The 12,408-nt window shown below is 72.6% G+C and carries 10 protein-coding genes; 4 read left to right on the top strand and 6 right to left on the bottom strand.

All coding sequences use genetic code 11. The features are described from left to right. The first annotated feature begins 191 nt into the window (after window positions 1-191). Window positions 192-3,323 carry a sacsin N-terminal ATP-binding-like domain-containing protein gene (locus tag ACGFZK_RS25890; protein WP_393851249.1) on the top strand — a complete coding sequence of 1,044 codons (3,132 nt, stop codon included), beginning with the start codon at window positions 192-194 and terminating at the stop codon, window positions 3,321-3,323. Between the two features lie 19 nt (window positions 3,324-3,342). On the opposite strand, the gene ACGFZK_RS25895 is transcribed toward ACGFZK_RS25890, so the two are convergent. From ACGFZK_RS25895 to ACGFZK_RS25905, 3 genes are all read right to left on the bottom strand, one after another. Continuing rightward, window positions 3,343-5,013 (bottom strand): FG-GAP repeat domain-containing protein, encoded by a 1,671-nt coding sequence (locus ACGFZK_RS25895; RefSeq protein WP_393851250.1) that lies wholly within the window; start codon window positions 5,011-5,013, stop codon window positions 3,343-3,345. A 104-nt stretch (window positions 5,014-5,117) separates the two neighbouring features. Beyond that, window positions 5,118-5,897, bottom strand: coding sequence for an SGNH/GDSL hydrolase family protein (locus tag ACGFZK_RS25900; RefSeq protein ID WP_393851251.1), 780 nt, complete (start codon window positions 5,895-5,897; stop codon window positions 5,118-5,120). Continuing rightward, window positions 5,884-6,450, bottom strand: a complete 567-nt coding sequence (locus tag ACGFZK_RS25905; protein ID WP_393851252.1) for a PadR family transcriptional regulator — start codon at window positions 6,448-6,450, stop codon at window positions 5,884-5,886. The genes ACGFZK_RS25900 and ACGFZK_RS25905 overlap by 14 nt, the downstream gene beginning before the upstream one ends. 92 nt (window positions 6,451-6,542) lie before the next feature. Between ACGFZK_RS25905 and ACGFZK_RS25910 the strand changes: the two genes are divergently transcribed. Then, the gene (locus ACGFZK_RS25910; RefSeq protein WP_393851253.1) at window positions 6,543-6,956 is read left to right on the top strand and encodes a nuclear transport factor 2 family protein; all 414 of its coding nucleotides are present in this window, start codon (window positions 6,543-6,545) and stop codon (window positions 6,954-6,956) included. A 17-nt stretch (window positions 6,957-6,973) separates the two neighbouring features. On the opposite strand, the gene ACGFZK_RS25915 is transcribed toward ACGFZK_RS25910, so the two are convergent. Next, the gene (locus tag ACGFZK_RS25915) at window positions 6,974-9,439 is read right to left on the bottom strand and encodes an HAD-IC family P-type ATPase (RefSeq protein WP_393851254.1); all 2,466 of its coding nucleotides are present in this window, start codon (window positions 9,437-9,439) and stop codon (window positions 6,974-6,976) included. Window positions 9,440-9,667: 228 nt separating this feature from the next. Next, window positions 9,668-10,054 (bottom strand): DUF2530 domain-containing protein, encoded by a 387-nt coding sequence (locus ACGFZK_RS25920; RefSeq protein WP_393851255.1) that lies wholly within the window; start codon window positions 10,052-10,054, stop codon window positions 9,668-9,670. 128 nt (window positions 10,055-10,182) lie between these two features. Here ACGFZK_RS25920 and ACGFZK_RS25925 point away from each other — a divergent pair, with 128 nt between their 5' ends. Continuing rightward, window positions 10,183-11,646, top strand: a complete 1,464-nt coding sequence (locus tag ACGFZK_RS25925; protein WP_393851256.1) for an NCS2 family permease — start codon at window positions 10,183-10,185, stop codon at window positions 11,644-11,646. Window position 11,647: 1 nt separating this feature from the next. Here ACGFZK_RS25925 and ACGFZK_RS25930 read toward each other — a convergent pair whose 3' ends face one another. Further along, entirely contained in the window at window positions 11,648-11,830 is a 183-nt protein-coding gene (locus ACGFZK_RS25930) for a hypothetical protein (RefSeq protein ID WP_030010567.1), read from the bottom strand. A gap of 129 nt (window positions 11,831-11,959) precedes the next feature. On the opposite strand from ACGFZK_RS25930, the gene ACGFZK_RS25935 reads away from it, so the two are divergent. Then, window positions 11,960-12,397, top strand: coding sequence for a MarR family winged helix-turn-helix transcriptional regulator (locus tag ACGFZK_RS25935; RefSeq protein WP_030010566.1), 438 nt, complete (start codon window positions 11,960-11,962; stop codon window positions 12,395-12,397). Window positions 12,398-12,408: the final 11 nt, after the last annotated feature.

Consider the following 12,408-nt stretch of genomic DNA (forward strand, 5'->3'; position numbering starts at 1 on the left):
CCATCCGTCCGGTACGACCCGAGCCCCCGGTGACCTGATGTCGCCGGGGGCTTCGGCGTTCCCCGGGGCTTTCGGGGGCGGGGCGCACCGGGGCGGCGGCGCCGTGTTCGCCCACCTCACGGCCACGGCGTGGGGGCTCTCCCGCACGCGGTACCTTCAGGGGTCCGGCGGCAATTCTTGGAGGCAGCGGCGTGAGCGTGCGAGTGACGGCGGCCCAGAGCGGCGTGGACCCCTTCGGCACGGCCCGGCTGCGGCGCGGGGTGCTCGACGCGTGGGGTGCGGGCCCGGCCCGGTTCCGCGAGGACGCCAACGCCGAGGAGGACCTCGCGCTCGGCGGCTACCGGGACCGGCTGGTCGTGGAGCTGGCGCAGAACGCGGCCGACGCCGCGGCCCGGGCCAAGGTTCCCGGCCGGCTGCGGCTCACCCTGCACGGGAGCGAGGGCGGGCACGCGCTGCTGGCCGTCGCCAACACCGGTGCCCCGCTGGACGCGACGGGCGTGGAGTCGCTGAGCACCCTGCGCGCCTCCGCCAAGCGGGAGTCCTCCGGGGACAGCGTCGGCCGGTTCGGCGTCGGCTTCGCGGCCGTGCTGGCCGTCTCCGACGAGCCCGCGGTCCTCGGCCGCCACGGCGGCGTCCGCTGGTCCCTGGCCGAGGCCCGCGAACTGGCCCGAGGCGCCGCCGTCGGCAGCCCCGGCCTCGGCGACGAACTGCGCCGCCGCGACGGGCACGTCCCGCTGCTGCGCCTCCCGCTGCCCGCCGAGGGCACCGCCCCCGAGGGCTACGACACCGTCGTGGTGCTCGCGCTGCGCGACGCCGCCGCCGAGGGTCTGGTGGAGCGGCTGCTGGCGGGCGTCGACGACGCCCTGCTGCTCACCCTGCCCGGGCTCTGCGAGATCGTCGTGGAGACCCCGGCGGACGGCTCGCGCACCCTGCGGCGCAGCGACGAGGGCCCGTACACCGTCATCGAGGACACCACCGCCTCCGGTACGGTCACCAACCGCTGGCGCACCGTCCGCCACGGCGGCCCCATCGAGCGCGCGCTGCTCGCCGACCGGCCCGTCGAGGAACGGCTGCGGCCCGCCTGGGCGGTGTCCTGGGCCGTGCCCGTCGACTCCGACGGCGCCCCGCTGCGCCCGGCCACGGCCCCCGTCGTGCACGCGCCGACCCCCACCGACGAGCCGCTGGGCATTCCGGCGCTGCTGATCGCGACCCTGCCGCTGGACACCACGCGCCGGCACCCCGCGCCCGGGCCGCTGACCGACTTCCTCGTGGAGCGTGCGGCCGACGCGTACGCCGAACTCCTCGGCGCATGGGACCCGGTGACCACCGCCCTCGTGGACCTGGTGCCCGGCCCCCTCGGCAAGGGCGAGCTGGACGGGGCCCTGCGCGCCGCCGTGCTCCAGCGCCTGCCGCGCACCGCCTTCCTCGCGCCGGCCGCGCCTCCCGAGCACGCGGAGGAGCGCGCCGCCCTGCGCCCCTTCGAGGCCGAGGTGGTGGAGGGCGCGGGCGCCGATACCGTGCGCGTCCTCGCCGAGGTCCTGCCGACCCTGCTGCCGGCGGGCCTGGAGCGCCGCGCCGAGCTGCGCACCCTGGGCGTCGGCCGGCTCCCGCTGGGCGATGCCATCGAACGGATCGCGGGCATCGAGCGGACGCCCGACTGGTGGCACCGGCTCTACGACAGCCTCGCCGGGGTGGACCCCGACCGGCTGTCCGGGCTGCCCGTGCCGCTCGCCGACGGCCGTACCGCGATCGGCCCCCGGCACATCCTGCTGCCCGGCGCGGACACGCCCGCGAGCCTGGCCCGCCTGGGGCTGAAGGTGGCCCACCCGGACGCCGCGCACCCGCTGCTGGAGAAGCTCGGGGCGCTCCCGGCCACGGCGCGGGCGGTCCTGACGACCCCGCAGGTGCGGGCGGCCGTCGCCGCCTCCCTCGACGCCGGGGAGATCTGGGACGAGGACGCGGACACCCTGGACGCCGACGAGCTGGCCGAGGTGGTCCTCGGCCTGGTCCGCGACGCCGATCTGGCGCCGGGCGACGAGCCCTGGCTCGGCGCGCTGGCCCTGCCCGACGAGGACGGGGAACTGGTACCGGCGGGCGAACTGCTGCTGCCCGGCAGCCCGCTGGCCTCGGTGATCCGCGAGGACGAGGTCCCGTACGTGGACGCGGACCTGGCGGAGCGGTGGGGCGGGGGCCCGCTCACCGCGTGCGGGGTCCTGGCCGCCTTCCAGCTGGTCCGCGCCACCGACGTGGTCCTCGACCCGGACGAACTGGAGCCGCGCGAGGGGGACTTCGCGGAGCCCGACGACGCGGGTCTGCTGGACGCGGTCGACGTGTGGTGCGAGGACGTCCTGGACCAGCTGCCGGACACCCCGGTCCCGCCGGTGGCGACCGAGCTGATCGCCGTACGGGACCTCGACCTGGTCGACGACGACTGCTGGCCGCAGGCCCTCGCCATGCTCGCCCAGCCGCCGCTGCGCGACGCACTGACCCAGCCCGTACGGATCCTGCTGCCGGACGGCACCACGCAGTCGGTGCGCCCGTACACCGCCTGGTGGCTGCGCGACCACCCGGTGCTCGACGGCCGCCGCCCGGCGGGCCTGCGCGCGGCGGGCGGCGACCCGCTGCTGGAGGGCCTGTACACCTCGGCGGACGCCACGGGCTTCGAGGACGAGCAGGTCCTGCGCGCTCTCGGCGTACGGACCACCGCGGCGGCCCTGCTGGACGAGCCGGGCGGTGCGGCCGAGCTGCTGGCCCGCCTCGCCGAGCCGGAGCGCGAGGTGACGGGCCGCCAGCTGTACGGCCTGTACGGCGCGCTGGCCGATCTGGACCCCGAGCAGGTCACCCTGCCGGACGAGCTGCGCGCGGTGGTGGACGGCGAGGTCCTCGTGGTGGACGCGGCCGACGCGGTGATCGCCGACGCCCCGGACCTGCTTCCCCTCACGGCGGGGCTGCCGCTGCTGCCGGTCACCCCGTCGCGCGCGGCGGACCTCGCGGAACTGCTCCAGGTCCGGCGGCTCTCGGAGACGGTCCCGGCGGAGGTGACCACGCCCGGCGAGGAGCACGAGGTGCCGGAGTCGGTGCTCCTGCTGCTCGGCCCGGCGACCCCGGCGACGTACATCGAGCACGAGGAGCTGGTCGCGGGCGGCACGGAGCTCGATTGGCGCCGCACCCCCGACGGCACGCTCCACGCGTCCACGCTGGAGGGCGTGGCCGCGGGCCTGGCCTGGTCGGCGGGCCAGTGGCCGCGCCGCTTCGAGGTGGCGGCCCTCCTGGAGGACCCCTCCCGCACGGCGGAACTGGCCCGCGACCGCTGGTTCGACTAGAAACTCCGGACGGTCCGGCCTAGACGGCCGGGCCGAAGCCGGTGACCGTGGGGTGCGGCGTCGCCGTACCCGTACCCGGGAGGACGGTGACCCTGCCGGTGGCGTCCGCGGACCACAGGTCCGGCAGGCCGTCACCCGTGAGGTCGCCGTCGGAGCCGAGGCGCGGATGCGCCGCCGGCGTCAGGGCCGACAGGACCGGCCCGGCGGCCGGATTCGCGAAGGCGGAGAAGTCCGGTGCGTCCGCAGTGCCCTGGATGGAGAAGGCACGGATCGCGCCGTCGGCCCGGGAGCGGGCCCACAGAGTCGGGAAGTCCGTACCCTGCGCCCGGCCCGGCGTGAGCAGGTCATAGCCCGCCCAGTGGGTGTTGTTGCCGGAGAGGAGCGTGGCCGACCGCAGTCGGATGCCGCCCAGCTTCGCGAGCCACAGCCGCCCGTTCTCGACGAACAGCAGGGAGCTGCGGGGCAGGAGTCCGTCGACCGCGCTGTCGCCGGTGGGCGATCCGTACGCGGCGATCTGCGTGACCTTCGACCAGTCCCGACCGAACCCGTGCTGGGCGCAGTCGATGGCCGACCCGGCCGTGTCCAGGCACGTGGTGGGCTTGTCCACGGCGCTCGGGGCCTGGTCCGTGAAGCGGCCCGCCCCGTCGTTGTCGAACCGGTGGACGTAGCTCCCCCCGGGGGCATGGGCCAGCAGGTCGTCGACCATCTGCTGACCGAGGGATCCTCGGTGGGTGTACTGGACGCCGGCCCAGCTCTCGCCGTCTCCCGGAGCGGCCAGGTGGTGGGCGTTCGCGGGGTCCAGCGGGTTCGCGCCCCACCGGCGGAGGTTGCCCTCGGCGTCCGGGACGAGGACGTCCGGCTTTCCGTCGGCGTCGATGTCACCGAAGGCGGCGGGCTTGGTGGTGGGCTGCGCGTAGTAGTGCGCCTGTGCCTGGCCGAGGTTGCCCGCGTTGTCCATCGTCTGGAGGTACACCGCCTGGCTGCCCCAGGTGGCGGGCTTGACCTTGATGTCGGCCGAGCCGTCCGTCAGCCGCACCACGCGGGAGTCGGTCGCCTCGTCCGCGCAGCTCCAGCCGACGCTGAAGACCGGCGTCGACTGCCAGCGGGCGCAGGCGATTCCCGAGCCGCTGTCGGTGCCCTTCAGGGTGAAGGTGGCCTCCTCGCCGACCTTCTTGGGGGTCTCGTCCGTGGTGATTTCGGCGGTGGGCCGGGTGTGGTCCACGCGGAAGTAGCACCATGCCGTGTACGGGCCGGTCAGCTTCCCGTCGGTGGCCCGGGCCCGCCAGGCGTACTGGCCGCCGTCCTTCAGCAGGTCGCGGGATACGGTCGTGGCGACCTCGGAAGAGGTGGACCACGCGGTCGGAGTGTCGGTGCGCCTGCCCCCGTACGAGGTGTCCCAGAGCTGGAACGTCGTCTGCAGCTGGGCACCGGACGCCGAGGTGGCGGTGACCTTGGTGGTGATGGCATCGCTCAGGCCGATCCAGCCGGCTCCGGATCCGGAGTGGGGGTCGGTGTAGCAGTCGGAGTACTGGTCCTCGCCGGCGAAGCCGGGGACCGGGCTGGTGCGGGGCGCGGTGACCTTGGGTGCCGCCGGGTCGGCGGCGGCCGCGGCCGGCGTCGCGGCGGCCAGGCCGAGCGCCAGCGACAGGGCCGCCGCGGGCAGGGCGCGCAAGGGTGCCTTGGGTGTCATGTGTGCGAAATCCCCCCTGGGACTACTGCTGTTGACCGATTCGGTCAGTCGCAGTGTTCCCGAAAGGGATAGCAGATCGCACGGACATTTGATTGAGCGAGTGCTCAGGCCGGGCCGAAGGGCAGGAGAGCGGGGCGCTTGGCGGTGCGGCCGTCGCCCGAGGAGCGGCCGCGCAGGCGCCGGCCCAGCCAGGGGCCGAGGAACGCGGCCGCCCAGCGCAGTTCGGCCGCCAGGCCCGATCCGCCCGCGCCGGGCACCTGCTGCGGCAGCGGGTGTGTCCAGGTGTCGTCGCTGCCCGGCAGGCCCACGGCGTGCGCGAGGGCGGCGGCGATCCGTTCGTGCCCGACGGAGCTGGCGTGCAGCCGGTCCGTGGTCCACATCCGCGGGTCGGTCACGGCGACCGGGCGGGCTGTCTCGGCGACGCTGACCCCGTGCCGGGCCGCCGCAGCCCGGATCCGGTCGTTGAGGTCGGCTATGCGGGGCGCGACGGGCCGGGCGAGAGGCACGAGTCTGCCGAGGTCGGGGAAGGTCACGGTCGCGACGTGCGCACCGGAGGCCGTGAGCGCGGCGAACATCTCCTCCAGCTGCCCGGCGACCTCCGCGGCGTCGAACCGGGGCCGCAGGATGTCGTTGACCCCGGCGACGACGGTGGCCAGGTCGGGGCGCAGGGCCAGGGCCGGGCCCAGCTGTTCGGCGCGGACCTGCCCGGCGAGACGCCCCCGGACGGCCAGGTTGGCGTACCGGAGGCTGGGGTTGACGGCGGCGAGGTGTTCGGCGAACCGGTCGGCGAAGCCGCGCAGGCCCACGGTGTCGTCCCCGTCGCCGAGGCCTTCGGTCTGGCTGTCGCCCAGGGCGACGTAACGCAGGTACTCACCGTTCGGCACGGCTCGCCCTCCCCCTCAGGATCGCCGCGCTGCGGCGGCACCAGTCGCGGTGTCCCTGCTCGAAGGCGAGGCCGCGCAGGCCGGTCAGGTACCCGCCGATCCGCTCGCCGTGGAGCAGGAACTCCTCCTCGTCCATGTCCCCGCGCATCTTGCGCAGCACCTTGCCGAGCAGCTCGATCTTGGCGTCGGCGGCGACCGCGCGCGCCTCGAGCTGTTCGATCACCGGCCCGATGCCGATCCGGTCGGCGGTCTGGACCTTGACGAGGAGGTCGTCGCGGATGACCGAGGACTTCAGCGGGGCCGCGGCGAACTCCTCCAGTTCGGTGCGGCCGGCCTCGGTGACCTGGAAGAGGCGCTTGTTGGGCCGGGTCTCCTGGACCACCTCGCGGCCCTCGACCAGCCCTTCCTTCTCCAGCTTGGCCAGTTCGGCGTACAGCTGCTGGGGCAGGGCGTGCCAGAAGTTCGCCACGCCGATGTCGAAGGACTTCGCCAGCTCGTAGCCGCTGTACTCGCCGTCCAGCAGCGCCGCCAGTACGGCGTGTCTCAAAGCCATCGCAGCCGCCCCTTCCGCTTCCTCGCCGACGCCTGCATCATACTCATGAAAGTGACTAGTCAGATTCATGAGTATGAGCATGAGGAGGGGTCATGGAGACTGCCGAACGCTTCCGCGCCGCCGTGGAGAAGCGGGATCTCACCGCGCTGGAGGACCTGTTCACCGAGGAGGTCCAGCTCTACAGCCCGGTCAAGTTCGCCCCCTTCGAGGGGCGGCCCATGGTGCTGGGGCTCTTCGGGGTCCTGCTGCGCGTCTTCGAGGACTTCCGCTACGTGGGCCGCTTCGAGGGCGCCGCCGAGACCGGCGCCGACGGCACGCAGGCCCCGGCGGAGATCCTGCTCTTCCGCGCCACCGTGGACGGCAAGGAGATCCACGGCATCGACCTGCTCCACTTCGACGAAGCGGGCCGGATCAAGGAGTTCACCGTGATGGTCCGCCCGCACTCCGCCGTGCAGGCCCTCGGCCAGGCGGTCCTCGCCGGCCTGGTCGCCGACGGCCTCGCGTAGGACCGCCGGCCCACCCCCTACGCCGGGAACCTGCGGTCGACCCACCTGAAGGTGAACTCGATCAGGACCGCGGCTGCGGCCGCGACGCCCACCGCGATCCACGGCACGGTGCCGCCGACCAGCTTGAGCTGGAAGAAGTCCTGCAGCCACGGCACGGCGAGGACGATCAGGAAGGCCCCGCCCATGGCCCCGACCAGGGCCACCCGCCACCACGTGTACGGCCGGGCGATGATCGCCAGTACCCACATGGAGGTCAGGAACAGCGTCAGCGTGGCCGCGCTGGACTCGGCGTCGAGGGCGCCCTGGCCGGTGTAGTGGTGGCGGGCGATCAGGTACGACACGAAGGTGGCCACGGCGGCGATGACACCGCCGGGGATCGCGTACCGCATGACCCGCTTCACGAAGTGCGGTTTCGCGCGCTCCTTGTTGGGGGCCAGGGCCAGGAAGAACGCCGGGATGCCGATGGTGAGGGTGGACAGCAGGGTCAGGTGGCGCGGCAGGAAGGGGTACTCGACCTGCGAGCAGACCACCAGGATGGCCAGCAGCACCGAGTAGACGGTCTTGGTGAGGAAGAGCGTGGCCACGCGGGTGATGTTGCCGATGACCCGGCGGCCCTCGGCGACCACCGAGGGCAGGGTCGAGAAGCTGTTGTTGAGGAGGACGATCTGGGCCACCGCCCGCGTCGCCTCCGAGCCGGAGCCCATGCTCACACCGATGTCCGCGTCCTTGAGGGCGAGGACGTCGTTGACGCCGTCGCCCGTCATGGCCACGGTGTGGCCCTTGGACTGGAGGGCCCCGACCATGTCCCTCTTCTGCTGCGGGCTCACCCGCCCGAAGACGGAGTTGCCGTCGAGGACCTCCGCCAGGTCGTCCCGGTCGGTGGGCAGCTTGCGGGCGTCCACGGTGTTCTCCGCGCCCGGCAGCCCCAGCTTGCCGGCGACCGCGCCGACGGAGACCGCGTTGTCGCCGGAGATGACCTTCGCCTTGACGTCCTGGTCCTCGAAGTAGCGCAGCGTGTCGGCGGCGTCGGGGCGCAGCCGCTGCTCCAGGACGACCAGGGCGGTCGGCCGGACGCCGGTGGCGACGGCCGCGTCGTCGAGTTCGCGGGCGGAGCGGGCCAGCAGCAGGACGCGCAGTCCCCGCTCGTTGAGGTCGCTGATCTCGTCGAGGGCCGGGTCCCCGGCGGGGAGCAGCACGTCGGGGGCGCCGAGCAGCCAGGTGTTGTTCTCGCCGTCACCCTCGCTGAAGCTGGCGCCGCTGTACTTGCGGGCGGAGGAGAAGGGCAGGGACTCGGTGCAGCGCCACTCCGCGCTGGCGGGGTAGGCGTCGATGATCGCCTGGAGGCTGGCGTTGGGGCGCGGGTCGGACTCGCCGAGGGCGCCGAGCACCTTCTTGACGTACGTGGGCTCCGCGCCGCCGAGCGGGCGGAGCTCGGTGACGTCCATGCCGCCCTCGGTGAGGGTGCCGGTCTTGTCGAGGCAGACCACGTCGACACGGGCGAGGCCCTCGATGGCGGGCAGCTCCTGGACCAGGCACTGCTTGCGGCCGAGCCGGATGACGCCGATCGCGAAGGCCACGGAGGTGAGCAGGACGAGCCCTTCGGGGATCATCGGGACGATGCCGCCGACGGTCCGGGCGATGGAGTCCTTGAGGTTGTTGTCCTTGACCAGGAGCTGGCTGATGATCAGGCCGATCGAGGTCGGGATCATCATCCAGGTGACGTACTTGAGGATGGTGGAGATGCCGGAGCGCAGCTCGGAGTGGACGAGCGTGAAGCGGGAGGCCTCTTCGGCCAACTGGGCGGCGTAGGCCTCGCGGCCGACCTTGCTGGCGGTGAAGGCGCCGCCGCCGGCGACCACGAAGGAGCCGGACATGACCGGGTCCCCGGGCTTCTTCAGGACGGGGTCGGCCTCGCCGGTGAGCAGGGACTCGTCGATCTCCAGGCCGTCGGCCTCGCCGACGGAGCCGTCGACGACGACCTTGTCGCCGGGGCCGAGTTCGATGACGTCGCCGAGGACGATCTCGGAGGTGGAGATCTCGGCGGTGCGGCCGTCGCGGCGGACGCTCGGTTTGGCCTCGCCGATGACGGCGAGGCTATCGAGGGTCTTCTTGGCGCGCAGTTCCTGGATGATGCCGATGCCGGTGTTGGCGACGATCACGAAGCCGAAGAGGCTGTCCTGGATCGGCGCGACGAAGAGCATGATCACCCAGAGCACGCCGATGATCGCGTTGAACCGGGTGAAGACGTTGGCGCGGACGATGTCGGCGGTGGAGCGGCTGCTCCGGACGGGCACGTCGTTGACCTCGCCCCGCGCGACGCGTTCGGCGACCTCGGCGGTGGTCAGCCCGCCGGGCTTGAAGCGGGGCGCGGGCGGTTGCACCGGGTGTACGGGGTCCAGCTCCGCTCCCGCGTCGATGGCGGGGGCGGCCGTCCCGCCACCCGGCTCCGGTCCGTCGGATTCGGTTCCAGCCCGCTGCGTCATGCCTTCGACGTTAAGCGGGCTCCTTGCGCTTCACCCGCCGAGAAGCCCGAAGATCCGACTTCGGGATGACCCGAATCGTCCCTGGGTACCGCGTGGGGCGGGGACGCTCCGGGATGTCCCCGCAGGTCGAGCGAACCACCGCCGGGCAACGGGTCGATCGGGCCGAGGGTTCGCGAGCCGAGGAGACGTCCCGGAGGGGCACCGCCCCACCCCGAAGCCGAGCCGCCGCTAGGGGGCCGGGGCCGGGCCCGGCTCCCCGTCCTGCGTGGACTGCGTGGACTGCCCGTCCTGCCCGGCCTGCCCGTCCTGCCCGGCCTGCCCGGCCTGCTCGGACTGCCCGGCCTGCTCGGCCTGCTCGGCCTGCGCAGCAGCTTCGGCATGGCGCTTGAGGGCCGCGTCGCGGCCGCGGACGTACCAGATGCCGATCAGGCCGAGGAATCCGCCGGCCGCGCAGGTCCAGACCCACCACAGCCGGCCCCGGTCGGCGAACCACCCGTAGAAGGGCAGCTGGACGAGGAAGAGGGCGAACCACAGGATCGTGCCACCTGTGACGGTGGCGACGACGGGGCCCTCGAGGGGTTCGGGCGCCTCGTGCTTCGCAGTCCATTTGGCCATGCGGCAAGTCTAGGCGGCGCGAAACGCCATCTACGCGCGGAGATGGACGCCCTTTCGTTCATGTGTTCATACTGAAACGGTTTGGGCGCGGCCCATTTTCTTCGTATGAACCACCCAATGAGGACCGTATGAGCACCCCGGCCCCCGCCCCCGCAGCCGCCTCCCCGGAGCCTTCCCCCCGGGAACCCTCCGGCGGCCTGGACCGATACTTCAAGATCTCCGAGCGCGGCTCCACCGTCGCCCGCGAGGTCCGCGGCGGCTTGGCGACGTTCTTCGCGATGGCCTACATCATCGTGCTCAACCCGATCATCCTGGGCAGCGCGAAGGACATGTACGGGCACCAGCTCGACTCGGGTCAGCTGGTGACGGCCACCGTCCTGACGGCCGCCTTCACCACCCTCCTCATGGGTGTCATCGGCAACGTCCCGATCGCGCTCGCCGCCGGCCTCGGCGTGAACACGGTCGTCGCGCTCCAGCTCGCCCCGCGCATGAGCTGGCCCGACGCCATGGGCATGGTGGTCCTGGCCGGCTTCGTGGTGATGCTGCTGGTCGCGACCGGCCTGCGCGAGCGGGTCATGAACGCCGTCCCGCTGGGCCTGCGCAAGGGCATCGCCATCGGCATCGGCCTGTTCATCATGCTGATCGGCCTGGTCGACGCGGGCTTCGTCTCCCGCATCCCGGACGCCGCGCACACCACGGTCCCGCTCCAGCTCGGCGGCACCGGTCACCTGGACGGCTGGCCCGTCCTGATCTTCGCGATCGGCGTGCTGCTCACCCTCGCCCTGCTGATCCGCAAGACCCCGGGCGCGATCCTGATCTCCATCGTGGCCATGACCCTGGTCGCCGTCGTCGTCCAGCTGATCGCGGAGGTGCCCGACTCGGGCTGGGGCCTCACCGTCCCCGAGTGGCCCGGCAGCCCGGTGGCCGCGCCCGACTTCGGGCTCGTCGGCGAGGTCAGCCTGTTCGGCGGCTTCGGCAAGGTCGGGATGCTGACCGGCATCCTCTTCGTCTTCACCGTGCTGCTGTCCTGCTTCTTCGACGCCATGGGCACGATCCTCGGCGTCGGCGACGAGGCGAAGCTGATCGACAAGAAGACCGGCGAGTTCCCCGGGATCAACCGGGTCCTGCTGGTCGACGGTCTGGCCGTCGCCTCTGGCGGCGCCACCTCCTCCTCCGCGACCACCTGCTTCGTGGAGTCCACGGCCGGGGTCGGCGAGGGCGCCCGTACGGGTCTGGCGAACATCGTCACGGGCAGCCTCTTCGCCGTGGCGCTGTTCCTCACCCCGCTCGCCACCATGGTCCCGTCGCAGGCGGCCACCCCGGCGCTCGTGGCGGTCGGCTTCCTGATCCTGGCGGGCTCGGTCAGGGACATCGACTGGAGCGACTTCACCATCGCCGTACCGGCCTTCCTGGCCATGGTGATGATGCCCTTCACCTACTCGATCACCAACGGCATCGGCATCGGCTTCGTGAGCTTCTGCGCACTGCGCCTGGCGACCGGCCGGGGCCGCGGGGTCCCGGTGGCCATGTACGTGGTGGCGGCGGTGTTCGTCTTCTACTACGCCATGCCCGCCCTCGGCCTCGCGCAGTAGCTCACGTCAGCCCGTAGAACTTCTCTGTCTCGTCGACGGCCGCCTTGAAGCGCTCGTCGAAGTCATCGCGAATGAGCGTCCGGACCACATAGTCCTGGACGCTCATTCCGCGTTTGGCCGCATGGATCCGGAGCCTGTCGAGGAGCTCCCCGTCTATGCGCATGCTCAGCACATGTGTCCCCATGCCGAAAGAGTCGGGGCACAGGGTGCGTACGCGTGTCACTTTCAGCCGCCGACTCACCCGTATGAGTGACCCCGGCCGTGAAGCGGAAAGCGGTGTTCCTTAGGGAGGGTAATGAGTTATTCTAAGGACATGCATGACCTTTCCCATGGTGACGATGCTGCCGCCGTGAACGACCTCCGCTCCGCCGTCATGCGGCTGGGGCGACGCCTGAAGCACCAGCGCGTCGACGAGTCGCTGAGCCCGACCGAGATGTCGGTCCTCGGCACCCTCGCCCGCTGCGGCCAGGCCACACCCGGCGAGCTCGCCCGGCGGGAGCACGTCCAGCCGCCGTCGATGACACGCATCGTCGCGTTGCTGGAAGCCAAGGGACTGGTCACGCTGGAACCGCACCCCGACGACCGCCGCCAGAAGGTGGTCCGCCAGACGGAGGAGGCCGAAGCGATGCTCGAAGAGAGCCGCCGCAAGCGCAACGCCTTCCTGGCCGGGCTCGCGGCCGAGCTGACCGAGGACGAATGGGCCAAGCTCCGCGCGGCCGCCCCCGTCCTGGAGAAGCTCGCGCACCTGTAGGAACGACGCCA

The sequence above is a fragment of the Streptomyces sp. NPDC048257 genome (genome assembly GCF_043201855.1).
GTDB lineage: Bacteria > Actinomycetota > Actinomycetes > Streptomycetales > Streptomycetaceae > Streptomyces.

Coding starts and splice junctions, on each gene's coding strand:
- ACGFZK_RS25895 (WP_393851250.1), bottom strand. CDS start 5,013: ATGACACCCAAGGCACCCTTGCGCGCCCTGCCCGCGGCGGCCCTGTCG.
- ACGFZK_RS25905 (WP_393851252.1), bottom strand. CDS start 6,450: ATGGCTTTGAGACACGCCGTACTGGCGGCGCTGCTGGACGGCGAGTAC.
- ACGFZK_RS25910 (WP_393851253.1), top strand. CDS start 6,543: ATGGAGACTGCCGAACGCTTCCGCGCCGCCGTGGAGAAGCGGGATCTC.
- ACGFZK_RS25915 (WP_393851254.1), bottom strand. CDS start 9,439: ATGACGCAGCGGGCTGGAACCGAATCCGACGGACCGGAGCCGGGTGGC.
- ACGFZK_RS25920 (WP_393851255.1), bottom strand. CDS start 10,054: ATGGCCAAATGGACTGCGAAGCACGAGGCGCCCGAACCCCTCGAGGGC.
- ACGFZK_RS25925 (WP_393851256.1), top strand. CDS start 10,183: ATGAGCACCCCGGCCCCCGCCCCCGCAGCCGCCTCCCCGGAGCCTTCC.
- ACGFZK_RS25930 (WP_030010567.1), bottom strand. CDS start 11,830: ATGGGGACACATGTGCTGAGCATGCGCATAGACGGGGAGCTCCTCGAC.
- ACGFZK_RS25935 (WP_030010566.1), top strand. CDS start 11,960: ATGCATGACCTTTCCCATGGTGACGATGCTGCCGCCGTGAACGACCTC.